The following is a 24588-nucleotide window of genomic DNA, read 5'->3' as shown; positions in this document are numbered from 1 at the left end:
GGCAAATGGCAGCGATCCAGGTGAAGGCGGACGTCGCGGGCTCGGTCTGGCAGATCACGACCAAGGTCGGCCAGAAGATCGAAGCCGGCGAGACCATCATGATCATCGAATCGATGAAGATGGAGATCCCCGTCATCGCCGAGCAGGACGGCACGATCGACAAGTTCATGGTCGACGAGAAAACGGCGATCAGCGAGGGCCAGGTCCTGGCCGTGCTGACGCGATGAGCGACGACTGGAGCGCCGAGGTCGAAGAGCTGCGGCTGCGCCGCCGCGATGCGATGGCTCTGGGCGGCGCCGAGGCGGTGGCCAAGCATCACGAGCGCGGCCGGCTCACCATCCGCGAGCGCGTGACCAGGCTGGTCGACACGGACTCCTTCAAGGAGGTCGGCACCCTCACCGGCCAGGGCAGGTACGACGGTGCGACGCTGAAGGGCGTGACGCCGGCGCCCTACGTCATGGGCCTCGCCAGCATCGACGGCCGCCCGGTGGCAGTCGGCGGCGAGGACTTCACCATCCGCGGCGGCTCGAGCTGGTCGGGCGACCGCAAGAAAGGCGGCCAGGGCGGCTTCATCGAGGACCTCGCCGCAAGCTACCGCATCCCGCTGGTCAACCTGATCGACGGCTCGGGCGGCAGCGTCACCTCGATCAACAAGCGCGGCCATTCGATCTTCCCCGGCGTGCACGGCTTCGAGCGCTCGGTCGAGCTGCTCGGCAAGGTGCCGGTCGTCTCGGCGGTGCTCGGCACGGCGGCGGGCGGCCCGGCCGGCCGCGCCATCCTCTCGCACTGGTCGGTGATGGTCGACGGCACCAGCCACGTCTTCGCCGCTGGCCCGCCGGTGGTCGAGCGCTCGCTCGGCCAGAAGATCGGCAAGGAAGACCTCGGCGGCACGCAGATCGCGGTCGACCTTGCCGGCACGATCGACAACCGCGTCGACAGCGAGGAAGCGTGCTTCGCCGAGCTGCGGCGCTTCCTGTCCTACATGCCGTCCAACGTGTGGGAGGCGCCGCCCGAGGTCGCCTGCACCGATCCGGTCGATCGCTGCGACGAGGAGCTGTTGTCGACCGTACCGAAGGACCGGCGCAAGCCCTACAACATGCGCAAGCTGATCGGCCACATCGTCGACAACGGCTCGGTGTTCGAGATCCAGCCGACCTACGGCAAGGCGCTGATCACCTGCCTCGCCCGCATGAACGGCAAGGTCGTTGGGATCGTCGCCAACAACCCGATGGTCTATGGCGGCGCGATGGACGTGAAGGCGGCGCGCAAGCAGATCCACTTCGTCGAGATGTGCGACTGCTTCCACATTCCGCTGATCTTCCTGGTCGACGTGCCGGGCTTCATGGTCGGCCGCGACGCCGAGGCCGCGGCGACGCTGCGCGACGGCATGCGCGCGGTCTATGTGGGGCTACAGGCCACGGTCCCCACCTACACAGTCGTGATCCGCAAGTGCTACGGCATGGCCGGCATGGGCACGACCGAGAAGAACGGCCTGGAGTTCAAGATCGCCTGGCCGTCGGCCGAATGGGGCTCGCTGCCGATCGAAGGCGGCGTCGCCGCCGCGTTCCGCCGCGAGCTCGCCAATGCGCCCGACGCCAAGGCGCGCGAGCGCGAGATCGAGGCCGAGCTGCGCGCCATGGCCTCGCCCTTCCGCACCGCCGAGGCGTTCGGCGTCGAGGAGATCGTCGATCCGCGCGAGACGCGCCCCTACCTGTGCCGCTTCATCGATGCGGCGCAGGCACGCATCCGCACGAGCCTGGGGCCCAAAGCAAAATACGGCGTGCGTCCATGATGGGAGGAAACGAACAATGAAGGGTATTTCTCGGCGGGCCGCGCTGCTCGCTTCCGGCGGCCTGCTGCTGGCGGGCCCCGCCGCCGCGCAGGACAAGGTCAAGGTGAAGTTCGGCGTGCTGACGACGGCCTCGCAGGCCGCCTTCTATGTCGGCGCCAGGAAAGGCATCTTCGCCAAGTACGGCTTCGATGTGGAAGTGCTGCCGCTCGCCACCGGCGTGCAGGCCAACCAGGCGCTGGCCGCGGGCCAGGCCGACTGGTCGGGTGGCGGCGTCGAATCGACCGTCGTCGCCTGGGCGACTGGCCTGCCCTTCAAGGCCTATTCGATGTACGCCAAGGGCGGCGATTCCTACGGCATCCTGGTGCGCAAGGAATCCGGCATCGCCTCGCCGAAGGACCTCAAGGGCAAGAAGATCGCCGTGCCGCAGGGCACCGCGCCGGCGCAAGGCCTCAACCAGGTGCTGAAGGAAGCGGGCCTGCCGCGCGACTCCGTCCAGCGGGTCAATGCCAACTACGGCAACATGGGCCAGATGCTGGTCTCCGGCGCGGTCGATGCGATGGCCGGCCTCGAGCCGTTCCTGACGCTCACCGAGGAGAAGATGGAGGGCAAGGCCTCGATCCTGCTGCGTCTCGGCAAGCACGTGCAGGGCGGCGGGCTGTTCCTGATCTCCGACAAGTGGGCCGCCGCCAACCCGACGAAGGTCGCGGACGCCGTGGCCGCCCTTTGGGAATCGCAGCAATGGGTGCGCCAGAACCAGAAGGAGGCCGCCGCGCTCGAGGCCGAGTTCCTCAAGGTCGAGCCGCGCATCGTCGAGGTCTCGTTCAAGGTGCTGACCTACGATCCGGTGATCGACGACTTCACCGCCAAGTCGCTGCAGACCACGGCCGACTATCTCGCCGAGGAGAAGCTGATCCCGGCGCCGATCAAGCTCGAGCCGCATCTCGCCGCGCTGAACAAGGTGACGGCCGAGCTCAAGGCCAAGAAGCCCGAGCTGCTGAAGTGACCGACCTGCTGGTCGCGCGCAACGTGTCGAAGACCTACTTCGACACGGTTGCGAACGACAATGTCGTGGCGCTCGAGGACGTCTCGCTGGCGATCCGGCCGCACGAGTTCGTCTCGGTGATCGGCCCATCGGGCTGCGGCAAGTCGACCTTCCTGCGCATGGTCGCCGGCCTCGACAAGCCGACCGCCGGCGAGATCACCGTCTCGGGCCGGAAGATCACCGGCCCCGGCGCCGACCGCGGCATGGTGTTCCAGGAGTACGCGCTGCTGCCGTGGAAGACCACGGCCGCCAACATCGAGTTCGGGCCGCGGCTCAAGAAGCTGCCCAAGGCCGAGCGCGAGGCGATCACCCGCCGCTTCGTCGAGCTGGTCGGCCTCAAGGGCTTCGAGAACAAGTATCCGCACCAGCTCTCGGGCGGCATGCGCCAGCGCGCCGCCGTGGCCCGCGTGCTCGCCAACAACCCGACCGTGCTGCTGATGGACGAGCCGTTCGCCGCCGTCGACGCGATGACGCGCCAGCACCTGCAGGAGGAGTTGACCGCGATCACGGCGCGCGAGCGCACCACGGTGCTGTTCATCACCCATGCCATCGAGGAGGCGGTGTTCCTGTCCGACCGCGTGATCGCCCTGTCCGGCCGGCCGGGCCGCATCGTCGCCGACCTCGCGATCGAGCTGCCGCGGCCGCGCCGCTGGGACGCGCTGGTCAACGACGCCCGCTTCGCCGCCTATCGCGACGAGCTCACGCGCTGCATCCACGGCACCAAGGCATGAAGGCCGCGCGCACCCTCTTCGCGGAGCTGTTCCCGTTCGCCGTCGCGGTCGCGATCTGGCAGGCGCTGGCGATGGCGGGCATCTGGCCCAAGGTGCTGTTCCCCTCGCCGCTCGAGGTCGCGCAGACCTTCGCCGCCGACCTCGCTTCCGGCGTGCTGCTGGTCAACCTCGCGGTCAGCCTGAAGAGCCTGCTGCTCGGCTTCGTCGTCGGCTGCGCGATCGCCGTGCCGCTCGGCTACCTGATGGGGCTGAGCCGGGCGAGCCGCAACTTCTTCGATCCGCTGGTCAACCTCCTGCAGGCGATCCCCGGCCTCGCCTGGATCCCGTTCGCCATCCTGTGGTTCGGGCTCGGCCAGGGCGCGGTCACCTTCATCATCGTGATGTCGGTCTTCTTCCCGGTGCTGCACAACCTCTTGACCGGCATCCGCATGGTGCAGCCGGTGCTGATCGAGGCGGTGCGGACCCTGGGCGCCAACCGCGGCGACGTGATCCGCCATGTCATCTTCCCGGCGACCTTGCCCAACCTGATGACCGGCATCCGCCTCGGCATCGCCTTCGGCTTCCGTTCGCTGGTCGGCGGCGAGATGATCGCCAGCACCGACGGCCTGGGCTACGCCATCTTCAACGCCCAGCAGTACTTTCAGTCGGCCCGCATCGTCGTCGGCATGCTCGCGATCGGCATTGTCTGGCTGGCCATGGACCGGTTGATCCTGCGGCCGATCGAACAACGCACCACGATGCGGTGGGGCCTCGTCCGCGAGGGCTTGGAGCAGGCCTAGCGCCTGTGCGAAGCTTGGCCCTGAAATAAGCGGGGTCATGTTGAAGGACGGTCAAGGGCTGGACGTCGCCAACGCCGATGCAAAGGCCATCGAGGCGCTCGACTTCCTGCGCGAGGAATGGCTGGTCTTCGGCAAGCGCTTCGACGGGTTCATGGCGGCAGCGGACGCCGAAGAGACGTGCGCGCTGCTGCCGGTGCTGGCCGCCAACCTCGTCTTGTCCATGAACTCGGTCGACGGCCGCGCGCTCGGCGCCAAATACCTGGCGCGCGCCCGGATCCTGAGCAAGGGCATCGGCCCGCGCGAACGGGCCTGGCTCGACGCCACCCAGGCCTGGCTCGACGGCGACGCCGACAAGAGCCTCGCGATCCACGAGAAGATGGTCGCCGAATGGCCGCGCGACCTGCTGGCCGGCAAGCTCGGGCAACTGCACGCCTTCAACCTGGGCGACGCCGAGGCGCTGCTGCGGATCGGCGAGCATCTGATCGCCGCCAACAGGGACAACCACTTCGTCTGGGGCATGCATGCCTTCGGCCTCGAGGAGTGCAATCGCCTCGACGAGGCCGAGGCGCATGCCCGGCGCGCGATCGAGATGGGGCGCAACGACCCGTGGGCGCACCACGCGATGGCGCACTGCTTCGAGGCGCGCGGCCGGCTGACCGAGGGCGTGGCGTTCCTGGAGTCGGTCAGCGACTGCTGGGCCGACTGCAACTCCTTCATGTACACCCACAACTGGTGGCATCAGGCGCTGTTCCTGATCGATCTCGACCGCACGGACGAGGCGCTGGCGCTGTTCGACAGCCGCGTATGGGGCGTGTGGAAGGAGTTCTCCGAGGACCAGATCAACGCCATCTCGCTGCTGACGCGGCTCGAGCTGCGCGGCGTCGATGTCGGCGCGCGCTGGGCGGATGTGGCGTCCTATCTCGAAGGTCGGCTGCACGACCACTTCGTGCCGTTCCTCGACCTGCAGTACCTCTACGCGCTGGCCCGCGCCGGCAAGCCGAGCGTCACCGAGATGCTGGCGAGCCTCGAGGACCGCGGCGAGCAGGCCAAGCCGTTCGAGCGCGAGGCCTGGGCCGACTGCGCCGTGCCGGCGGCGCACGGCCTCGCCGCGCACGCCCGCGGCGACCACGCCGAGGCCGCGCGCCTGCTCGGACAGGCGATGCCGCACCTGCGGCCGATCGGCGGCAGCATCGCGCAGCGTGCCTTGTTCGGCGCGATCCATCTCGACGCCCTGATCAAGTCGGGCTGGAACGACGCCGCGCTCAAGATCCTGCAGGCCGACGAACGCGAGCGGCCGACGGTGCCGGCGACCAAGCGCGCGCTGGCCGATCTCTACCGCAAGCTCGGCCGCGCCGAGCAGGCGATGACCGCCGACTACCAGGCCGAGCGGTTGGCGCGGCAGTATGCCAACGCGTAGGGGCTCATGGCCGGGAGCGCGCCACTCCAGTGGCGCATCATGTCGGTACCGGCCACGCCGAGAAGAGCGCCACTGGAGTGGCGCGCTCCCAGCGAAGAGGGACTCGACATGAAGCACGATCTGACCCAGCTCACCGCCGCGCAGCTCGGCAAGCTCTACGCCAAGGGCAAGGCCTCGCCGGTCGAGACCATGAAGGCCGTGCTGGCGCGCGCCGACACGGTCAATCCGGTGCTCAACGCCTTGTGCATCGTCGATGCCGGGCCGGCGCTCGCCGCGGCGCGCGCCTCGGAGCGGCGCTGGAAGAAGGGCAAGCCTTTGTCGCCGATCGACGGCGTCCCCGTCTCGATCAAGGAACTGGTGCGGGTCAAGGGCTGGCCGGCCTCGATGGGCAGCAAGCTCACCGACAAGACGCCGGTCGATGCCGACGCGCCGGCGGTGGCGCGGCTGCGCGAGGCCGGCGCGATCGTGTTCGCGCAATCCACGAGCTCGGAGTTCGGCCACAAGGGCGTGACCGACACGCCGCTGCACGGCGTGACGCGCAATCCGTGGAACACCGACATGACTCCGGGCGGCTCGTCGGGCGGCGCGGGCGCCGCGGCTGCGGCCGGGCTCGGGCCGCTCGCCATCGGCACCGACGGCGGCGGCTCGGTGCGCATCCCGTCGAGCTTCAACGGCCTGGTCACCCTCAAGGCCACTTACGGCCGCGTGCCCAACTGGCCGCCGACCTTGAACGGCGACTTCTCCAACACCGGCCCGATGTGCCGCACGGCGCTCGATTGCGCGCTGATGCTGAACGCCATCACCCGGCCCGACCCGCGCGATCCGACGCAACTGCCGCCCGACGACGCCGACTACATCAAGGCGCTGAAGCACAGGCACAAGCACAAGCACAAAAGGAAGCCGAAGGTCGCCTTCCTGCTGCGCATGAGCGAGCACCCGCTCGATCTCGAGGTCGCGGCGATGGTCACCAAGGCCGCCAAGCGGGTCGAGAAGCTCGGCTGCGCGGTCGAGGAGATCGATGCGCCGCCGTTCCCGCATGCCGAGGCCGGCAGGAGCTTCGTCACGCAATGGCTGACCAACAGCCAGCGGCTGCTCGATATGTTTCCGGAGCAGCGCCATGGCGAATTCGATTCGGCGCTGCTGGCCGGCGCCAAGCTGGCGCGCGAGCGCTACACGTTGCAGGACGTGGTCAATGCGCACGCCATCCGCCGCGAGATGTCGGTGGCGTGGAACCTGTTCTTCGAGAAATACGACTTCCTGCTGACGCCGACCGTCGCGGTGCAGCCCTTCGCGGTGCTGAAGAACGCCCCGGACGGGCCCGACGGCAAGCCGAACATGATGTGGTCGCCCTACACCGCGACCTTCAACCTGACGCGCCAGCCCGCCGCCTCGGTGCCGTGCGGTCTCAGCAGCGCCGGCCTGCCGGTCGGGCTGCAGATCGTGGCCGGCCACTTCGAGGACGCCGCGGTGCTGGCGCTGGCCGGCGCCTATGCCGACGAACACCCGATCGAGTTCCCCGTGCTGCCGGAGACCAAGTAGATGACCGCCGATCTCGCGTTGATGCCGGCCTGGCAGCTGGCCAAGCTCTACAAGGCGCGCAAGGCCTCGCCGGTCGAGGCGGTGAAGGCGGCGATCGCCCGCATCGAGGCGTTCAATCCCAAGCTCAACGCCTTCCAGCATCTCGATCCCGATGGTGCGCTGCGGGCGGCGCGCGCCTCGGAGAAGCGCTGGAAGAAGGGCGGCAAGCGGCTCAGCGACATCGACGGCGTGCCGCTCACCATCAAGGACATGGTGCTGACCAAGGGCCTGCCGACCCGCATGGGCAGCCTCGCGACCGACGAGAACGGCCCGTGGACCGTCGAGGCGCCGGTGGCGCAGCGGCTGCGCGAGGCGGGCACGGTGCTGCTCGGCAAGACGACCTCGCCGGAATATGGCTGGAAGGGCGTGACGGACTCGCGGCTGTTCGGCGCGACCCACAATCCGTGGAAGATCGGCCACACACCGGGCGGCTCGTCGGGCGGCGGCGTCGCGGCCGAGGCGGTCGGCATGGGCAGCCTCGCGGTCGGCACCGACGGCGCGGGCTCGGTGCGCATCCCCTGCTCGTTCACCGGCCTGTTCGGTCTCAAGCCGACGCAGGCGCGCGTGCCGCTGTTCCCGCCTTCGGCGCAGGGCACGCTGTCGCATATCGGGCCGATGACGCGCACGGTGCGCGATGCGGCGATGATGATGAACGTGATGGCGCGGCCCGACAGCCGCGATCCCTACGGCCGGCCCGACGATGCCGAGGACTATCTCAAGGGCTTCGACAAGGGCGTGAAGGGCCTGCGCATCGCCTACTCGCCCAACCTGGGCTTCATCGAGCGCGAGAGGATCGACCGCGACGTCGCGGTCGCGGTCGAGGCCGCGACCAAGGTGTTCAAGACCCTGGGTGCCAAGGTGGTCGAGGACTCGCCCGACCTGCAGGGGCTCGATCCGCGCGCCATCCTGAACGCGCACTGGCAGTCGAACGTGGCGGTGCTGTTCAAGGGCTACGCGCCTGACAAGCAGGCGCTGATGGATCCGGGCCTGGTCAAGGCCGCCGAGGTCGGCGCCAATCTCGGCCAGGAGACGGTGGTGACCGCGATCCACCAGCGCCAGCAGCTCGGCGTGATCATGAATGCCTTCATGGCGAAGTACGACCTGCTGCTGACGCCGACCATGCCGATGACCGCGTTCGAGGTGAACCAGAACGCGGCGTGGGGCGGCGACGGCGTCGACATCGGCTGGACGCCGTTCACCCTGACCTTCAATTTGACGCGCCAGCCGGCAGCGACGATCCCCTGCGGGCTCGACCGCGACGGGCTGCCGATCGGGCTGCAGATCGTCGGCGGACATGCGCGGGATGCGCTCGTGCTGCGGGCGGCGGCGGCTTATGAGCGCGTGCGGCCGATCCATGCGCCTCCGATGGCGCATCAGATTTAGGCGGCGCCCCGGCGCACGTTCTTGAGCGCAAGTCCGTACGCAAGGCTTCTCACAGCGCGCGAGGTCTCGCGCGCCGGAGGCTTCGCATGAAGCATCTGCTGGTCATGTATGGCCTGGATCTCCTGATCGTTCTCCTGGCGATCGGCGCGGCGGTGACCGCCAATCCCGAGCGCCATCCCATCCCCTTCGCGCGGTGGCAGCTCCTGCTGCCCGGCGTGCTCGCCTTCGCCGGCACCGTGATCCTGCTGTCGTATCCGGAGATCCGCGACCTCGCCAATCCCGAGGTCTGGCTGGTCGCCGCCGCCGGCATCGTGGCGGGCGGTGCGCGCGGCTGGGCGCTGACGGTGGCCTCGGACCGCGCCCACGGGCTGGTGCGGGTGGTGCGCGGCAGCGACGCCGTCTGGGTCGGCTGGGCGATGGTGCTGTTCGCCGCGATCCAGGGCGCGATCGAGACCGGCCTGCGCGCCGAGAACCCCTACGAGTCGACGGCGGAGTTCTTCATGCTGCTGGCGAGCGGCTACCTGCTCGGCCGCTCGGCCGTCGCCTGGCTGCGCGCCCGCACGGCCGGGCACATCGACCTGCTCGACGCGTAAGAGAAGCATGGTCCCCGCTCGCCAGACCTGGACGGTGCGCGCCGACAGCGACCGGCGGATCGCCGTCGCAGGCTTCGGGCTGGCGGTCGCGGTCGGGCTGGTCTTCGCTTTCGTCGGCCTCGACACCCACAGCCTGTGGTTCGACGAGCTGTTCACCGCCAAGCTGCTCGAGCCGTGGCCGGGCACGACGCTGTTCGAGCGCATCGCCACCGACGTCCATCCGCCGCTCTACCTGCTGACGCTCGGCGCCTTCACGCAGGTCGCGGGCGCCAGCGACGCGATGCTGCGCCTGCCGAGCGCGCTCGCCGCCTCGGCCGCGATCGTCGTGTTCGTCGCCGGCATGCGCGCGGTCTTCAGCCTGCCGGCGCGGCTGTTCGGCGCGGCGCTCGCCACCGGCTCGCTGTTCTGGTTCAGCCAGGCGCAGAACGCGCGCTCCTACGCGCTCTGCCTGCTGATCGTGACCGGCATCCTGGCGCTGGCGCTGGCGCGGTTGCGAGGACAGCGCGGCTGGCGGACGCCCGCGCTGCTGGCGCTGATGCTGGCCGGCGCCTTCACGCACTTCTACGTGCTCCATGTCGGCCTGGCCGTGCTGATCCTGCTCGGCCTGCTCGAGCACCGCGACCGCTGGCGGCTTGCCGCCGCCGGGGCGGCGCTCGCCGTCGCGGCCGGGCTGTACGTCAAGCTGGTGATCGAGCCGCATACCCGGGTCTCGCTCGGCGACAACTGGTACCGCAACGACGTCGCCTGGTACGTCGCGGTGCTGAAGTCCTGCCTGGACTACACGCTGGGCACCCCGGGGCTGGTGGCGCTGCTGCTGTGCGCGGCCGCGATCCTGCACGGCCGGCGCGGATCGACGGGCCGCCTGCAGCCCAGCCGCACCCTGCTGTTCCTGGCCGGCGTGCCGGTCGTGGTGCTGCTCGGCGCGATCGCGAGCTCGACCCTGCTGGCGCCGAACTTCTGGGACCGCAACTTCATGGTCGTCTCGCCGTTCGTGTGGGCGCTGGCCGCGCTCGCCTACGACGCCGCGGTCGAGAAGGCCGCGCCGGCGCTCAGGCTGGCGCTCACCGTGACGCTCGCGGCGCTGGCGCTGAGCATGGCCGGGGTCGCGGTGGCGCGGCTGCCCGGCACCGGATCGCGGGTGGTGCACGAGCCGTTCCGTCAATCGGCCGCCTGGATCGGCGGCCAGCCGGCCTGCCGCGGCCAGGTCCTGCCGGTGATCACCACCGACAGCCCGGCCTGGTACAAGCCGGGCTATGCCGAGCTGATCTACGGCGGCGCCTACGGCCATTACCTGCAGGGCTTCGCGCCGACCGCGCTGGTGTTCAGCCGCGACCTCGCGCAGGGCGTGCTGCCGGCCGGCTTGAAGGCCGAGCTGCAGCGGCGGCTCGCCAGCGAGGGCTGCCCGGTCCTCGCCTGGATGGCGCACAACGTGACGCCCGAGGCGAGCGCCTGGGTCAGGGACAAGCTGCTCGCCATCGCCGGCAGCCCGGCCGGGGTCACGACCCACGTGTTCGAGGACGGCGGCCCGGGCTTCGTGCTCGCTGTAAAACGGTAGGCCCGATCGGGGTAGGATCGCCCCGATGCCGCAACCCTCCCACCATGACCTGATCGCTGCGCTGGCCCGCGAGCCGCTGCGCCACATCGTGCTGCTGAAGCAGCTGCTGGCCTGGCCCGAGCATGTCGCCGCCCATCGCGTGACCGGCGCCGAGGGCAGCGCCACGCTGGTCATGCTCGACGCCGCGGCCAGCCCGTGGGACCGGCAGACCTATCCGAAGGCCAGGATCGCGGCCTTCATCGCGAGCGACCATCCGGCGCTCACCGCCCGGCTGCTCGCGCATGTGCCGGCCAGCGCGCGCGTGGTCTTCAAGCTCGCGAGCGAGGCCGACCGCGCCGCAGTCGCCCGCCAGTTCGCGCTCGAGCGGCGCACCGCGTTCGTCTCGTTCACGGCGTCGGAGCGTGTCGAGCCGGACCTCATCGAGCCAGACCGCGGCGTCCACTTCACGCGCGCGCCGGGCGACCGGGCGTTCGCGCTGTTCGCGACGCAGGGCCACGACCGCGAATGGCTCGAGCCGATGCTGGGCGACGGCCGCGCCTTCGCCTGCGTGCTGGAGCACAACGACCGGCCGCTCGCGGTCTGCTTCGCCTTCGAGAATTACGGGCCGGTGTGGGAGGTGGGCGGCGTCGTCACCGATCCCGGGCACCTGCGGCAGGGCCTGGCGGCGCGCGTCGTGCGCACCGCGCTGGCCGAGCTCGGCGAACGCGGGCTGATGCCGCGCTACCAGGTCGAGGAGGACAACACCGCCTCGATCGCGCTGGCGCGCTCGGTCGGGCTCCGGCCGTTCGTCACCCTCACGCACTGGGCTCACGGCTGCTGATCCAGGCCGCACCGGGCGAACCGCCGTGGCGGCCGGCGACCGCCGGAGATACTCTGGCCGCATCGCCGGCGGATCGGCGACGGGCGGGGGCGACAATGGACGCGGACAGGAAAGAGCGGGCGCTCGGCTACATGTACGGCACGGCCTTCGTCCTCGGCGGCATCGTGCTGGCGCTGGTCGCCCATGTCTTCCACACCGAGCGCGGCAGCATCGCCCATGCCGTCGTGTTCCTGTCCGAGACCCTGGGCATCGCCTTCATCGCGCTCGGCATCATCAACGTGCTGATCGAGACCAAGGACTGGCGCAACTACTTCGAGCGCCGCCTGCAGGACATCGTGATCGAGCAGACGTTCCTCACCAACCTCGACAAGGAGCGGCTGAGCGCGCTGCAGGTCGGCGTGATGAAGGCCTTTTTCAAGGACCCCAACATCGACCGCGAGGGCTCGTTCCTCAACTACTTCCACGTCCACCTGCACAAGTTCATCGCCGAGCCGTTCCGCGAGGACGTGACCACCGAGGTCTTCCTCGAGGAAGGCGCCGGCGACCTCTGGAACGTCAATGTCAGGACCAGCTATCGCTGCCGCATCGCGGGCGATGCGATCCAGCCGCAGGTCCGCTGGTGGCTGGAGGAACGCGACGTCGAGGAGGTGATCTCGGTCAGCCTCTGCGTCAAGTATCCCGAGAACCATGCCAAGGCCTCGCAGGTCGTCGAGCTCGCCGACACGGCGAAGACGCCGGCCGACCGCGACGCCCTGAAGCAGGGCATCTCGCTCGAGGCCTACAAGGCGGTCGACGGGCTGATCGTGGCGCTCGACGCCCGCTACGCCATGAAGCGCGAGCGCCTGCAATACTGGACGATGGCGCATCCGACCAAGAACTTCGACATCACCGTCGCCTACCCCAAGGACTACGACCTGCAGCACAAGACGATGGTGGTCAACGACGAGCAGCTCCACCTCACGACCAGGCCCGGCTATCTCCGGGCGAAGTGCGAATCCTGGATGCTGCCCGGCGCCGGCGTGGCGTGGATCCTGCGCCGGCGCGCCGACGCCGCGCGAAGCTAGCGCGTCTTCGCCTTGTCCGACTCGGGCGCGGGCGTTTCCTTGGTCGGCGTGGCCGGCACGACCTCCCTCGGGATCCCGATGGGGGTCACGGACGGCGCCCCCGGGGACGGAGTCCCCGAGGCCGGAGGCGCCGCGCCCCCGCCCGACCCGATACCCTGAACTGGCGGCGGCGACATGGGGGGACTGCCGCTGATCTGTGCGCCGGCCTCGAAGGCCATCAGCGCGACGAGCACCGCCATCCCGCTCCGCCGCAGCAGCCTGTAGAACATGCCCACTCCTCCCGTGCGCCGGGCATCCTACAGGGGACCCGGCAGCGTCGGCAAACGACGGCCGTCCCTCGCCGCGCTGCCGCGCCGGTCGCATCCTCTCTGCATCGCGCGCGTGCGTAGAGCCCTCGCGGAGGCAAGCGGGCGGCGTAGCACGCGCAACACTGATTTCATGTCGGCGACACCGGCCGAGTGGTATGGGACGGACAGCGGATGCTTGATCGATGGGGGAATCGATGTACGGCTATTCCGAACTGGCAGTCACTGTCGGCACGCTGATGGCGATCGGATTGGCGATCGTCCTGCTGCTCATGGCCTTCACCGGGGTCACGTCCTGACCTCCCTGCCGCGACGGACGCTCCTTCGCGGAGATTTACCGGGCGGTCCCAACTAAAAATTCTCGCCCGGGCATTCCGGCCCGCGTCCGGCCCCGATCCGGCGGATTCCCGGACGCGTCCGATGCCCAATCCATAAGGCTTTTGGCCTCGAATCCGGGAATCCGGCCCCACCCCCCGGGCCGGACGCCGGCGGACGCGCCGGACGCGGCAGTGCAAATTGTCAACCTTGACGTATTCTATTGATTAACTATATTCCACATATGATGGACGACTGGGTTCGACTCACCGCGCCCGCGCTGCTGGCGGCCGAGCTGCCGGAGCGTGCGGCGATCCTCGATCCGATCCTCGCGACCAAGAGCATCGCCCTGCTCTACGGGCCGCGCGGCCTCGGCAAGACCTTCGTGGCGCTGGGCATCGCCCGCGCCGCGGCGGCGGGCGAGAGCTTCCTCGGCTGGACGAGCCCGCGGCCGCACCGCGTGCTCTATCTCGACGGCGAGATGGCGGCGGTCGACATCCGCGCCCGCCTCGCCGCGTTCGGCCCGCCGCCGCCGACGCTCGAGTTCATGCTGGCCGACCTCAACCGCGGGCCCTTGCTGGACCTCGCCGATCCGCGCAGCCAGGGCCGGCTGATGGAGGCGTGGGGCGATCCCGAGCTGGTGGTGCTCGACAATCTCGCCAGCCTCGCGGGCTTGAGGACCGGCGATCCGGACCGCTGGTCGGAGCTGCAGCGCTTCCTGATGGCGCTGCGGCGGGTCGGACTCGCCGTGCTGATGGTGCACCACGCCAACAAGAAGGGCCTGCAGCGCGGCAGCAGCCGGCGCGAGGACATGCTCGACCTGGTGATGGGAATGCGCCGGCCGCCGGGCTGGCGGCCCGCCGACGGCACACGCTTCCAGATCCATTTCGAGAAGGCACGCAGCCTGCACGGCGCGTCGATCGAGCCGATCGAGGCCCGGCTGCACGAGCGCGACGGCCTGATCCGCTGGCAGTGGGCGACGGCCGACGACGACCCGCGGCTCACGCGCGTCGTGGCGCTGCTCGATCGGGGCCTGAGCGTGCCGCGCATCGGCGAGGAGCTGGGCGTCTCGCGCACCGTCGCCTACGAGCTGCGCGACCGCGCGCGCCGGCTCGGCCGCCTCGACCCGCAACCGACGCCCTCTCACGAGACAAGGGGAGACTGAACGATGAGCGATCCCAAGGACACCCCCAAGGACACCGGCGCCGCGCCCCAAGAGACGGGGCGTGACACGGCGCCAATCGAAACCGTGCGCGTAAAACCGGCCGGCGAGCCGGTCGACGCGGCCGACATGGCCGAGATCGGCCGCGTGATGGTCGCCAAGGCGAAGAACGGCGACACGAGGGCGGCCGAGGTGGCGCGCAAGACGTGGCGCTGGCCGCAACAGGCGGTGCGGATCGACCTGCCGCCGGTTACCGGGGCGGCGAGCCTTGCCGAGGCGCATGCCGCGGTGATCGCGACGGCTGCCGCGGGCGAGATGACGACGCGCCAGGCGCTCGATTTCTCGACCATGCTGGAATACCGCCGGCGCGCGGTCGAGACGTTCGAGATCGAGCGGAAGGTCGAGGAGCTCTATGCGGAGAGGCGCAAGCCCGGCGGAGGCAAGCCATGAAAAGCGCGGCCTTGCGCATGCTGGAGGCGTTGAAGCAGGACGCGCGGCCGGAGCAGCCGCCGGAACCGGAGCCGGACTTCACCGGCTGGACCCACAAGGAGATCAACGACTGGAAGATCGAGCGCATGACGCGCATGACGCACGCGGAGCACGTCGCGGCGGTCCGCGCGGCCGCCCAGTCGCCGTCGTCGCCGAAGCCGCCGACGACGCGCGAGCAATTCGACGCGGAGGACGCCCGCGACGAAGCGATCCTGGCCGAACGCGCCGCCAAGGCGGCGGCCGAACGCGCCGCGCGCGATCCCGCCGACGCAGCGGCCCGGACGGCGGCGTTCGAGGCGCGCGAGGCGGCGGACAAGGCCGTGCGCGCCGCGGAGGACGCCGAGCGCCTCGCCGAGGAAGCGAAGCTGCGGCCCCCGCCGGTGGAGAATCCCGACGCGCCGGGATCGGGGGCTACGCCAGCGGATACCAAGGCCGCGCCGGAGCGCCAGCAAGAGCGTGCGCCGGAGCCGGAGCCCAAACCCGAGCCGAAGCCGAAGGAGTGGTGGGAGGAGCGGGCCCACTGGAGCAGGCGCTCGTCGTGGGACGACGCGGACGCACGCCGCGGCCGTCCGCTGTACGAGTGCATCCACGAGTACGATCCGCTAGAGGCTGAGGAGGACTATGACCCATTCGAGTAGAATAACGCCGCCTTCTCTTCAGGTGATTGCCTTGACGATCCTGTGATCGGCGGATGCTAGATCGAAGGCAGTTTGCAATTCATCCGGATTCTGGCGCACCTTGGCTCCGCTTCAGCGAGACTTTTATTGAAAGTTCCGCTCCTTCAGTTCTTCGCAAGCTCCGTCAAGGCCCGGAAAGAGCGACCCTGCCGTGATTCCCATAAAACGCAACTCCTCCATGACCTTGGCCCTATCGAGCATGGGCAGATCAATTGCTCTCAGGAACGTGCGCGTGACGGCCTCCTCATGCGTGCGTATATAGCTTTCGATGTCATCAACACTTGATATGAGAGCAACGGCCTGTTGAGGAATGAGACGTTCATTCTCGATCGCCAACACGTCCACGAGCGACACGTGCATGATTGGTGAGGCGACAGCGGCCACTTGCTGCACTAAGCGTCGCCACGAAGGCAGGTCGAACACGTGAATGCGAACTCGGCTCTCCTCGGTGGCTTTTTCTAAGTCCGACCGGCTTACGGTGCGATAGGCGAAGAAGGCCGCCACGTACGGTGACTTGGTCCAGTCCAAAAGGTTCGTGGGATAGCCATGGTGCTGCGCCAGACTGAGAAACGCTGCATTTTGGAGCGGGTCCGTAAGCTGGAAGTAGTGCTTCGTACGAGCGCTCAAATGCTGGTGCAACGCTGGGATATCGTGGCCAAGGAATTTAGCGAGGTTTGCCCTTCCTGTTCGATGGAATGCAGTCCGCAAACGCCACGCCTTGCTCTGGCCGCGCATGATGTATCCCTTGCGGCCGAATTCGATCGCCTGCGCTTTGAACTCTTCCCATGTCGGCTGGTCAGCTTGAAGGAAAGACACGTCCGACGCTTTCGAGCGGGGAAGGACGCAGCTACCGTCCGCTCCCACGTCGGATTTCCAGTTAAGGGTCAGCTCGTCTTTCGTGAAGGTGCCGTTGACATCGACGTATGTGGAGAAGGCAACATCGGCCGGAAATCGGTCCTTGATAGTCGCCCACGCGACCGGATTGCCATTGTCGGGATGCAGCGGCTGAAGCCATGTCGTTCTAAACGAGAACGGTGAATTCTTTCCCGCGGTCGTGAAGTGTGCCTCTGCGCGTGGAAACCTGCCGTTGTGAGGATGCAGGTACGCCATTCCTTCGAAGCACGTTGGTAGTTCGTCGACGTTGACGATCATTCGACCGTCGGCGCCGCCACGGTAGTCCCCTATCCACTGGCCCTTCATCCCGCCACCCCGTCAAGTGGTTGGTATGATACTCCGCCTTGGCTCTGGAGCGGCCTGCCAATTTACGCCTACATGGTTGAACATGTTCCGGGTTCACCCCCGGAGAACGTCGCCGAAAGGGATCGCGCGACAATTGCGCCGTGTCGGTCTACAGTTGGAGCAATACCCGAGGAACAACGGGATCCTGGGAGGCGGCAATGAGTTCAGGCCCCAAAGGTCGCGAACCGTGTCCGGCGCACGCCTGGTCGACGATCGGCCGGCGCGAGCTTCTCGCAGCAGGCGGCCTCGGCCTGATGACGGGCCTCACCCGGCCGGCAGCGGCCGCCTCTCCTCTCGACCAGTTGACGTGGGGCGTCCACGTCTCCCTCGCACCCGCCTGGTTCGATCCCGCGGAAGCGTCCGGCATCATCACCCCGTTCCTGGTGCTCTATGCGCTGCACGACGCGATGGTCAAGCCGATGCCCGGCACGGCGCTGGCGCCGAGCCTCGCCGAGTCGGTCACCGCCTCGGACGACGGACGGACCTATGACTTCGTGATTCGCGAAGGGGCGGCGTTCCATACCGGCGACCCCGTGACATCGGCCGACGTGAAGTTCTCGTTCGATCGCTACCGCGGCGTCGCGCACGATCTGCTGCAAGCCCGTGTCGCCGAGGTCGAGACGCCCGACGCCCGGCATGTCCGCTTCCGGTTGAAGAAGCCGTGGCCGGATTTCCTGACCTTCTATGCCACGGCGACCGGCGCGGGCTGGATCGTGCCGAAGCGATATGCCGAACAGGTCGGCCCGGACGGCTTCAAGAAGGCGCCGGTCGGCGCCGGCCCCTACAGGTTCGTCTCGTTCAAGCCCGGCGTGGAGCTCGTCCTCGAGGCGTCCGAGCGGTACTGGCGCAAGAAGCCGGCGGTCAAGCGCCTCGTCTTCAAGGTGATCCCCGACGAGACCACGCGGCTCGCCGCCCTGAAGGCCGGCGAGATCGACATCGCCTATTCGGTGCGCGGCGAACTGGCCGAGAAACTGCGGAGCACACCCGGTTTGGCGCTCAAGCCGGCCCTGGTGCAGGGGCCGTTCTGCCTCTACTTCCCCGAGCAGTGGGACGACCAGTCGCCGTGGCACGACGTGCGGGTGCGACGAGCCGCCAGCCTGGCGATCGACCGCAAGACCATCAACGAGGCGCTCACGCTCGGCTTCTCGGAAGTGACGGGAAACGCGATCGTCCCCAAAGGCTTCGATTTCTACTGGCAGCCGCCGGCACCGGAATTCGATCCCGACAAGGCGAAGCGGCTCCTGGCCGAGGCGGGGCTGCGCGGCGGCTTCGATGCCGGCAACTACAATTGCGACGCCTCGTATTCCAACATCGGCGAAGCCGTGGTCGACAACCTTCTCGCCGTCGGCATCCGGGCCAAGTTGCGGCCAATCGAGCGCGCCGCGTTCATCAAGGAATTCAGCGAGAAGAAATACAAGAACATCATCCAGGCCGGCCCGGGCGCCTTCGGAAATGCCGCGACGCGCATCGAGGCCCACCTCGTGAAGGGCGGCGTCTTCTCCTACGGCAGCTACCCGGATATCGACGAGCTCTACCAGCAACAGGCGGGCGAACTGGATCGCCCGCGGCGCGAGGCCATTCTCTTCAAGATCCAGCAGTTGATGGTCGAGCGGACGATCTACGCGCCGATCTGGCAGCTTGCCTTCATCAACGGCATCGGGCCGCGCGTCGGCGAGTCCGGCTTCGGCCGAATCCCGCTGTTCCCCTACACGGCGCCCTACGAGGACATCACGATCAAGGGCACGTAGCCGAGCCTATCGCCGAGGTTGTATCCGCAGCGGCTTTGAAGATCATGACCCGCTGTCCCTGACCGGGCTCTGCCCAGGCACCGACGCGACGGCCGATGACGACCGCTCGCCCGCGCCGGCGCGGCGCACGAAGTACTCGACCAGGATCGGGCCCAGCACCGACGTGACGATCACCAGGACGAGCACCGTGTTGAGCATCGCGTCGTCGACCAGCCGCTGGCCGGCGCCGTTGACCGCCTGGTAGCCGACCAGAGCCGATGCGAGGGTGGCCGCGACCTGCGGCAGGGTCAGGGAGCCCATCAGGCCGCGGTCGACGGCGGAGAAGCCCCAGGCGCGGCCGGCGATCTCGGCAGCGATCCACTTCGCCGCGATCAGGCCGAGCACGATCGCCAGCACGAGGGCGGTGTTGGACCACAGGGTGACGGCGAAGACGCGGAGGTCGACCAGGAAGCCGGTGACGATGAAGAAGGCCGGAATGAACACGGTGTTGCCGAGGAACTCGATCTTCTCCTTGGCCGCGGTACCGCGCACCGCTTCGTTGACCGCGAGGCCGGCGAGGAACGCGCCGAGGATGCCCTCGAGCTGCAGCGCCTCGGCAAACGTCGCGCCCGCCGCCACGATCGCCATCATCAGGGTGAAGGAGAGCTCGTCGCTCTTGCCGAGCCGTTCGAACAGCCAGCGACCGACCGGCCCGACGATGCCCACCATGACGGCGACGAACAGCGCGAGCTCGCCGATCTGGAGGGCCAGCGAGCGCGGGCTGAAGCCGCTCACATGGGTCGTCACGCACACCGCGAGCACCAGCAACGACAGGATGTCCGTCAGGATGGTCGCGCCGACCGTGATGGCGATCGCCGGGCGCCGGGCCAGGCCGGCGGCGATCACGATCGGATAGGCAATGAGGGTGTGCGAGGCGAGCAGCGATCCGACCAGGATGGCCGAGATCGGGCCGTAGCCGAAGCTGAGGCCGGCGGCGAGGCCGGCCGCGAACGGCAGGCCGAAGGTGGCCAGCCCGAAGATCAGGGACTTGCGCCGGTTCTCGCGGAACAGGCGCATGTCGACCTCCAGGCCGGCGAAGAACATCAGCAGGAGCTTGCCGAGCTCGGCGAAGAACTCCGCCGTCTGGGCATGCTTGGGCAACAGGCTGATGCCGTGCGGGCCGACCAGCACGCCGGCGAGGATGTAGCCGACGACCGAAGGAAGGCGCAGCCGCCGCGTGATGTAGGGGATGCAGAGGACGAGGAAGAGGACGACGGCGAACCGCGCCATCGGCGGAAGATCGATCGAGGCCACATCCGGTTCCATGCGGCGGATGGTGACCGAAATCCGCACGCCACGCAAAGCAACCGCAACCAGGCTTCGTATCCGCGTTTCACGAGAAGAAGGGCAGCCGCTCGGCCGCCCGTCCGATTCCCCCTCACCCAACCTCTCCCCCTGCGGGGGAGAGGAGGAAGAGCGTCAGGTCTTCTTCACCTGCAGCGCCGTGCGCACCGCGGCCTGCGTGATCGGCAGGCTCCGCACCCGCACGCCGCTCGTTGCGGGGCACCGACGAGGACGGCCCCATTCTCGATCATTTCGTGCAGGTGCTGCGTCGCCTCGATGCTGCGCGGCACGGCTTCGTCGCCGATGACCTCGCCGCCATGGAAGCGGCGTGGATCGGCAACGCCGGCGCGGGCTGGTCCGGCGGCTTCGTGGCCCGGCTGAGGGATGGACGACGCATCCATGTCGACGGCCGCGCCGGCGCCTCGCACTGGTCGGAAGACTGCGACATAGAGGCGAGCGTGCTCGACACCGGCCAAACCTTGCCCGAGCTCGCGGCCCGCCACGGCTGGCAAGGTCATGCCTGGGACGAGCACGCGGCGCGTGCCCTCGACGCGCTGCTCGCCCGGCTGGCCGCGGAGGCGTGAGCGGAACTTTTGAGGGCCGATATCGGCGCGTCATTTCTCGGGATGTCCAACGCAACGCTGGCGCGCGCGAAATAAATATACGTCGCCCGGCCCCTGATAACCGGCGGCCCCACCCACCATCTCATTGAATGCACCGCTCGGTGATCGGTCCGGCGCGTGCTCATCTATCCATTTCCGGCGGGGACTCACCAATAACCATAAATGAGGGGTTCCCATGACGGATCTGCCTTCGACGGCCATAACGGCCGCCGCCGCGACGAACCGGATCCAGGAAGCTCCCGCGGATCAGAAGCGCCTGCTGCTCGACGCCGCGCGGCGCGACGCCGCTTCAGTCGTCCAGGGCAGCCCTCTGTCTGTTTTTCCCCGCGCGCCCGCGACGCCGCTCCGCCGGGTTGCCCTCATCGGGAATTCACTGCCCCGCCGCTGCGGCATAGCAACCTTCACGACCGACCTGCACCGCGCGCTCTCGAAAGCAGCCCCCAACCTGCAGACCTCGGTCGTGGCGATGACCGACCGCGATCGGACCTATGAGTATCCGGCATCGGTCATTCGCGAGGTCAGGGACGATGACCCTCGGGAGTATGGGCGCGCCGCGGCTGCCTTGAACGCCGGTCGATTCGATGTCGTCTGCCTGCAGCACGAATTCGGGATCTTCGGCGGCGATGCCGGCGCCCACATCCTCGGATTGCTGACGCGGCTTGCCATGCCGGTCGTGACGACACTGCACACGGTGCTGGCAAACCCCAGCGCGGCCCAGCGCAAGGTGATGGAGCGAATCGTCGAAGCGTCGGCCAAGGTCGTTGTGATGGCCGACATGGCGCGCGAGCTGCTGAACAGCGTCTATCGGGTGCCGCACGAGAAGATCGAGGTCATCCCTCATGGCATCCCGGATTTTCCCTTTGTCGCCCCGGACACGGCAAAGGCTGTCTTGGGCTTCAGCGGCCGCTCCGTCATTCTGACATTCGGGCTGCTGTCGCCGAGCAAGGGCATCGAGGTCATGATCGACGCCATGCCCCGGATCCTGAAGCGGCGACCGGACGCGGTGTATGTCGTGCTCGGAGCGACGCATCCCAATCTGCTTCGCGATCAGGGCGAGGCCTATCGCGAGAGCCTGATGGCGCGCGTGCGCAAGCTCGGCATCGAAGATCACGTGGTATTCCTCGACCAGTTCGTCGACCAGGCCACGCTGCTCGAGTTCATCTCGATGAGCGACGTTTACGTCACGCCCTATCTCAACGAAGCGCAGATGACGTCGGGCACGCTGGCTTACAGCTTCGGCCTCGGCAAACCGGTCGTCTCGACGCCCTATTGGCATGCGCGCGAATTGCTGGCCGACGGGCGCGGCGTTCTCGTTCCCTTTGGCGATTCGGCGGGGATCGGCCACGAAATCGCGGAGTTGCTCACGGACACCCCGCGCCGGCAGGCGATGCGCGAGCGCGCCTATGCCGCCAGCCGGTCGATGACATGGGAGCGCACCGCCGAGCGCTACAGGACCGTGTTCGAGCATGCGACGCAGGGCCACCGGCCGAACCCGCTCGCGCGCGCCGCGCCCGACATGCGATTGGGGCATTTCCTGTCGATGTGCGACGATACCGGCCTGTTTCAGCACGCCGTGCATTCGGTGCCCAACCGCGCCCACGGCTACTGCGTGGACGACAATGCCCGCGCCTTGTTGCTGGCTTGCGCGCTCAATGAACCTGGCGAGCGGCCCATTTCGGAGGGGCTGACGGCGCGCTTCGCCGCTTTTGTGCAGCACGCGTGGAACCCCGATACTGGGAGATTTCGCAACTTCATGGGTTTTGACCGGTCCTGGCTCGAAGACAGCGGCTCCACGGACAGTCACGGCCGAACGTTATGGGCGCTCGGCGAGTGCACGCGGAACGACGCCAGCGCGGCGCGGCGTCGATGGGCGCGTGCGTTGTTCGCCCAGGCGCTGCCGGCCGCGGAACGCCTTGGTTCCCCCCGCGCATCGGCCTTCACGCTGCTGGGTCTCGACGCCTACTGCGCCGCGGTTCCCGATGATCGCCGCGCCGGGGACATCCGTATTGTCCTTGCAGAAGGGCTTCTGTCCGGCTTGGCGGCGGTCGAGACGCCGAACTGGCAGTGGTTCGAGGAAGGCCTCGCCTACGATAATGCGCGGTTGCCGCAGGCCTTGATCGTTACAGGCCTAGCGACGCATACACCGGCGTATGTCGATGCCGGGCTGAGATCGCTGCGCTGGCTGATGAGGCAACAAACGACATCGACCAGCGATTTCCGTCCCGTCGGCACGGCAAGTTTCGGCGAACTGCGGAAGCCTCCTCGCGCCTTCGATCAACAGCCTCTGGAAGCTGCCGCGACAATTTCGGCCTGTTTGGCCGCGTGGCGCGCCGACGGCGATGCCGAATGGAAAACGATCGCAACCAGGGTTTTCTCGTGGTTTCTCGGCAGCAACGACCTGTCGGTTGCGCTGGTCGATCCCGAGACCGGCAGTTGCCGCGATGGATTGCACCCCGATCGTGCTAATGAGAATTGCGGAGGCGAATCGGTGGTGTCGTATCTGCTGGCCCTGGCTGAGATCCGCCAGCTTGCGCGGATCAACGTCAATCCGGGAGATCCCGTGGCGCTTCGCGCCATCGGCGCCTGATCCGGCGTTCCGGGCGAACAGAGGACACTTCGTTGCAAGCGACTTTTCTCAATCGGCACGCTCTTTATCTGCGTCCGGACCCTGCCCGCGTGATCGTGCGCCCCTTCAAGCCGGCGACCGAGCCGCGCGATCTCAACCCGACCGACAAGACACGGGCCAATCATATCGTCGAGCGCGTTCTCGCGCTCGACGCGAAGGCGGCAGCCAGCCAGTTGGCGGACGTGTTGGAGAACTTCGAGGGCCGGCACCGCAACCTCCTGCGGACGTTCGAGCAACGCGCTGCGGATATGGAAGACGCGCTTGCGGCGCACTGCACCTTTTCCGAAGTCCAGTGCCAGCTCATCGGCGCCTATTTCCTGAATGAGTATTCGTTCGAGGCGTCGGCCCTGTTCAATCCCAGCATCGTGGCGCACCCCGACCAGTCGGGTACCAAGACCGGCAGCCTGCGATTCATCCTCAGCCTCCGTGCGGTCGGCGAAGGACATGTTTCGTCGCTGACGTTTCGCACCGGGACCATCGCGGCCGACGGAAGCATCGCCGTCGATCCGACAGCCCGGCTCGCTTCCAGTCCGCGGATCGGGCAGCGGGTGCCCGGACCGCTCGGTGACGAAGTCGAGGTCATCTTCGATCCGGCCCAGGACATCAGCGAACGCGTGATCTTTCCGGTCACGGAATCGCAGTCGAACGGCATCGAAGACGCCCGCTTCGTCGAATTCAGCGAGAGCGGGCGGACGACCTTTTACGCGACCTATACCGCCTACAAGGGCACCGCGATCCGGTCGGAATTGATCGAGACCAGCGACTTCCTCTCGTTTCGAATGTCGCCGCTGCACGGCGCCGCTGCCCGCAACAAGGGCATGGCGCTGTTCCCGCGCCGGATCGACGGCAAGTACGCCATGATCACGCGACAGGACAACGAGAACCTCTATCTCGCCTACTCGGACGATCTCTACAGATGGGAAGGCGGCCAGGCGATCCTCAAGCCGCAATTCCCCTGGGAGTTCGTCCAGATCGGCAACTGCGGATCGCCGATCGAACTGGACGAGGGCTGGCTCCTGCTGACGCATGGCGTCGGCCCGGTCCGAAAATATTCGATCGGCGCGGCCCTGCTCGACAAGCACGACCCTTCACGGGTGCTGGCGCGTTCGAGCGAACCGCTGTTGCGGGCCGAATCGTCAGAGCGCGAAGGATACGTCCCGAACGTGGTCTATACGTGCGGCGCGATTCGGCACAACGATCAGATCATCTTGCCGTACGCGGTGTCGGACACATTCTCCAACTTCGCGACCATGAATATCTCTGCGTTGATGCAAGCGATGTCTTGAACCGGGCCGCCGCGCAGCGGGCAGGACCGGCGCCTGGGGCT

Annotated in this window: 22 protein-coding genes; 19 read left to right on the top strand and 3 right to left on the bottom strand. The window is 68.1% G+C overall.

All coding sequences use genetic code 11. From position 1 onward, the window contains the following. Positions 1–5 precede the first annotated feature (5 nt). From J0J01_RS05750 to J0J01_RS05695, 12 genes are all read left to right on the top strand, one after another. On the top strand, positions 6–227 hold the full coding sequence (locus tag J0J01_RS05750) for a biotin/lipoyl-binding carrier protein (RefSeq protein WP_296379272.1): 222 nt from the start codon (positions 6–8) through the stop codon (positions 225–227). Then, entirely contained in the window at positions 224–1792 is a 1569-nt protein-coding gene (locus J0J01_RS05745) for a carboxyl transferase domain-containing protein (protein ID WP_296379271.1), read from the top strand. The genes J0J01_RS05750 and J0J01_RS05745 overlap by 4 nt, the downstream gene beginning before the upstream one ends. Before the next feature lie 16 nt (positions 1793–1808). Next, positions 1809–2795, top strand: coding sequence for an ABC transporter substrate-binding protein (locus tag J0J01_RS05740; RefSeq protein WP_296379270.1), 987 nt, complete (start codon positions 1809–1811; stop codon positions 2793–2795). Further along, positions 2792–3565: an ABC transporter ATP-binding protein gene (locus J0J01_RS05735; RefSeq protein WP_296379269.1), complete on the top strand. Its 774-nt coding sequence runs from the start codon at positions 2792–2794 to the stop codon at positions 3563–3565. Before J0J01_RS05740 ends, J0J01_RS05735 begins: the two co-directional genes overlap by 4 nt. Next, entirely contained in the window at positions 3562–4344 is a 783-nt protein-coding gene (locus tag J0J01_RS05730; protein WP_296379268.1) for an ABC transporter permease, read from the top strand. Before J0J01_RS05735 ends, J0J01_RS05730 begins: the two co-directional genes overlap by 4 nt. 37 nt (positions 4345–4381) lie before the next feature. Next, the gene (locus J0J01_RS05725) at positions 4382–5761 is read left to right on the top strand and encodes a tetratricopeptide repeat protein (RefSeq protein ID WP_296379267.1); all 1380 of its coding nucleotides are present in this window, start codon (positions 4382–4384) and stop codon (positions 5759–5761) included. Between the two features lie 108 nt (positions 5762–5869). Next, positions 5870–7300, top strand: a complete 1431-nt coding sequence (locus J0J01_RS05720) for an amidase family protein (RefSeq protein ID WP_296379266.1) — start codon at positions 5870–5872, stop codon at positions 7298–7300. After that, positions 7301–8722: an amidase gene (locus J0J01_RS05715; RefSeq protein ID WP_296379265.1), complete on the top strand. Its 1422-nt coding sequence runs from the start codon at positions 7301–7303 to the stop codon at positions 8720–8722. It begins immediately after the preceding gene. Positions 8723–8808: 86 nt separating this feature from the next. After that, positions 8809–9315, top strand: a complete 507-nt coding sequence (locus J0J01_RS05710) for a hypothetical protein (protein WP_296379264.1) — start codon at positions 8809–8811, stop codon at positions 9313–9315. 7 nt (positions 9316–9322) lie between these two features. After that, positions 9323–10870, top strand: coding sequence for a glycosyltransferase family 39 protein (locus J0J01_RS05705; RefSeq protein WP_296379263.1), 1548 nt, complete (start codon positions 9323–9325; stop codon positions 10868–10870). A gap of 25 nt (positions 10871–10895) precedes the next feature. Then, positions 10896–11690: a GNAT family N-acetyltransferase gene (locus J0J01_RS05700; protein WP_296379262.1), complete on the top strand. Its 795-nt coding sequence runs from the start codon at positions 10896–10898 to the stop codon at positions 11688–11690. Between the two features lie 95 nt (positions 11691–11785). Then, on the top strand, positions 11786–12754 hold the full coding sequence (locus J0J01_RS05695) for a hypothetical protein (RefSeq protein ID WP_296379261.1): 969 nt from the start codon (positions 11786–11788) through the stop codon (positions 12752–12754). On the opposite strand, the gene J0J01_RS05690 is transcribed toward J0J01_RS05695, so the two are convergent. Then, the gene (locus J0J01_RS05690) at positions 12751–13023 is read right to left on the bottom strand and encodes a hypothetical protein (RefSeq protein ID WP_296379260.1); all 273 of its coding nucleotides are present in this window, start codon (positions 13021–13023) and stop codon (positions 12751–12753) included. The two genes, J0J01_RS05695 and J0J01_RS05690, sit on opposite strands and share 4 nt — an antisense overlap. 595 nt (positions 13024–13618) lie before the next feature. Between J0J01_RS05690 and J0J01_RS05685 the strand changes: the two genes are divergently transcribed. Genes J0J01_RS05685 through J0J01_RS05675 form a run of 3 tightly spaced genes read left to right on the top strand, consistent with a single transcriptional unit; the run spans position 13619 to position 15663 of the window. Continuing rightward, positions 13619–14539, top strand: a complete 921-nt coding sequence (locus J0J01_RS05685) for an AAA family ATPase (protein ID WP_296379259.1) — start codon at positions 13619–13621, stop codon at positions 14537–14539. A gap of 3 nt (positions 14540–14542) precedes the next feature. Next, positions 14543–14986 carry a hypothetical protein gene (locus J0J01_RS05680; protein WP_296379258.1) on the top strand — a complete coding sequence of 148 codons (444 nt, stop codon included), beginning with the start codon at positions 14543–14545 and terminating at the stop codon, positions 14984–14986. After that, the gene (locus tag J0J01_RS05675) at positions 14983–15663 is read left to right on the top strand and encodes a hypothetical protein (RefSeq protein ID WP_296379256.1); all 681 of its coding nucleotides are present in this window, start codon (positions 14983–14985) and stop codon (positions 15661–15663) included. Before J0J01_RS05680 ends, J0J01_RS05675 begins: the two co-directional genes overlap by 4 nt. A gap of 123 nt (positions 15664–15786) precedes the next feature. Here the strand turns inward: J0J01_RS05675 and J0J01_RS05670 are convergent, their stop codons facing one another. Continuing rightward, the gene (locus J0J01_RS05670) at positions 15787–16902 is read right to left on the bottom strand and encodes an FRG domain-containing protein (protein WP_296379255.1); all 1116 of its coding nucleotides are present in this window, start codon (positions 16900–16902) and stop codon (positions 15787–15789) included. A 197-nt stretch (positions 16903–17099) separates the two neighbouring features. On the opposite strand from J0J01_RS05670, the gene J0J01_RS05665 reads away from it, so the two are divergent. Then, positions 17100–18689 carry an ABC transporter substrate-binding protein gene (locus J0J01_RS05665; protein ID WP_296379254.1) on the top strand — a complete coding sequence of 530 codons (1590 nt, stop codon included), beginning with the start codon at positions 17100–17102 and terminating at the stop codon, positions 18687–18689. Positions 18690–18731: 42 nt separating this feature from the next. Here J0J01_RS05665 and J0J01_RS05660 read toward each other — a convergent pair whose 3' ends face one another. Then, a complete protein-coding gene (locus tag J0J01_RS05660; RefSeq protein ID WP_296379252.1) occupies positions 18732–19994 on the bottom strand; it encodes a cation:proton antiporter in 1263 nt (420 codons plus the stop codon). Positions 19995–20272: 278 nt separating this feature from the next. Here J0J01_RS05660 and J0J01_RS05655 point away from each other — a divergent pair, with 278 nt between their 5' ends. From J0J01_RS05655 to J0J01_RS05645, 3 genes are all read left to right on the top strand, one after another. After that, positions 20273–20596 carry a hypothetical protein gene (locus J0J01_RS05655; protein ID WP_296379251.1) on the top strand — a complete coding sequence of 108 codons (324 nt, stop codon included), beginning with the start codon at positions 20273–20275 and terminating at the stop codon, positions 20594–20596. A 214-nt stretch (positions 20597–20810) separates the two neighbouring features. Next, positions 20811–23222 (top strand): glycosyltransferase family 4 protein, encoded by a 2412-nt coding sequence (locus tag J0J01_RS05650; RefSeq protein WP_296379250.1) that lies wholly within the window; start codon positions 20811–20813, stop codon positions 23220–23222. An 89-nt stretch (positions 23223–23311) separates the two neighbouring features. Beyond that, positions 23312–24547, top strand: coding sequence for a glycoside hydrolase family 130 protein (locus tag J0J01_RS05645; protein ID WP_296379249.1), 1236 nt, complete (start codon positions 23312–23314; stop codon positions 24545–24547). Positions 24548–24588 lie beyond the last annotated feature (41 nt).

Source organism: Reyranella sp. (assembly GCF_017305915.1).
In the GTDB taxonomy this organism is placed as follows: domain Bacteria; phylum Pseudomonadota; class Alphaproteobacteria; order Reyranellales; family Reyranellaceae; genus Reyranella.
This window is presented reverse-complemented; position numbering and strand designations above follow the sequence as displayed.

What these genes read in the sequence shown, in the direction of transcription:
- J0J01_RS05695 (WP_296379261.1), top strand. Translation starts at nt 11,786, where the DNA reads ATGGACGCGGACAGGAAAGAGCGGGCGCTCGGCTACATGTACGGCACG.
- J0J01_RS05680 (WP_296379258.1), top strand. Translation starts at nt 14,543, where the DNA reads ATGAGCGATCCCAAGGACACCCCCAAGGACACCGGCGCCGCGCCCCAA.
- J0J01_RS05660 (WP_296379252.1), bottom strand. Translation starts at nt 19,994, where the DNA reads ATGGAACCGGATGTGGCCTCGATCGATCTTCCGCCGATGGCGCGGTTC.
- J0J01_RS05715 (WP_296379265.1), top strand. Translation starts at nt 7,301, where the DNA reads ATGACCGCCGATCTCGCGTTGATGCCGGCCTGGCAGCTGGCCAAGCTC.
- J0J01_RS05685 (WP_296379259.1), top strand. Translation starts at nt 13,619, where the DNA reads ATGATGGACGACTGGGTTCGACTCACCGCGCCCGCGCTGCTGGCGGCC.
- J0J01_RS05670 (WP_296379255.1), bottom strand. Translation starts at nt 16,902, where the DNA reads ATGAAGGGCCAGTGGATAGGGGACTACCGTGGCGGCGCCGACGGTCGA.
- J0J01_RS05710 (WP_296379264.1), top strand. Translation starts at nt 8,809, where the DNA reads ATGAAGCATCTGCTGGTCATGTATGGCCTGGATCTCCTGATCGTTCTC.
- J0J01_RS05740 (WP_296379270.1), top strand. Translation starts at nt 1,809, where the DNA reads ATGAAGGGTATTTCTCGGCGGGCCGCGCTGCTCGCTTCCGGCGGCCTG.
- J0J01_RS05725 (WP_296379267.1), top strand. Translation starts at nt 4,382, where the DNA reads ATGTTGAAGGACGGTCAAGGGCTGGACGTCGCCAACGCCGATGCAAAG.
- J0J01_RS05750 (WP_296379272.1), top strand. Translation starts at nt 6, where the DNA reads ATGGCAGCGATCCAGGTGAAGGCGGACGTCGCGGGCTCGGTCTGGCAG.
- J0J01_RS05730 (WP_296379268.1), top strand. Translation starts at nt 3,562, where the DNA reads ATGAAGGCCGCGCGCACCCTCTTCGCGGAGCTGTTCCCGTTCGCCGTC.
- J0J01_RS05675 (WP_296379256.1), top strand. Translation starts at nt 14,983, where the DNA reads ATGAAAAGCGCGGCCTTGCGCATGCTGGAGGCGTTGAAGCAGGACGCG.
- J0J01_RS05745 (WP_296379271.1), top strand. Translation starts at nt 224, where the DNA reads ATGAGCGACGACTGGAGCGCCGAGGTCGAAGAGCTGCGGCTGCGCCGC.
- J0J01_RS05690 (WP_296379260.1), bottom strand. Translation starts at nt 13,023, where the DNA reads ATGTTCTACAGGCTGCTGCGGCGGAGCGGGATGGCGGTGCTCGTCGCG.
- J0J01_RS05705 (WP_296379263.1), top strand. Translation starts at nt 9,323, where the DNA reads ATGGTCCCCGCTCGCCAGACCTGGACGGTGCGCGCCGACAGCGACCGG.
- J0J01_RS05665 (WP_296379254.1), top strand. Translation starts at nt 17,100, where the DNA reads ATGAGTTCAGGCCCCAAAGGTCGCGAACCGTGTCCGGCGCACGCCTGG.
- J0J01_RS05700 (WP_296379262.1), top strand. Translation starts at nt 10,896, where the DNA reads ATGCCGCAACCCTCCCACCATGACCTGATCGCTGCGCTGGCCCGCGAG.
- J0J01_RS05650 (WP_296379250.1), top strand. Translation starts at nt 20,811, where the DNA reads ATGACGGATCTGCCTTCGACGGCCATAACGGCCGCCGCCGCGACGAAC.
- J0J01_RS05720 (WP_296379266.1), top strand. Translation starts at nt 5,870, where the DNA reads ATGAAGCACGATCTGACCCAGCTCACCGCCGCGCAGCTCGGCAAGCTC.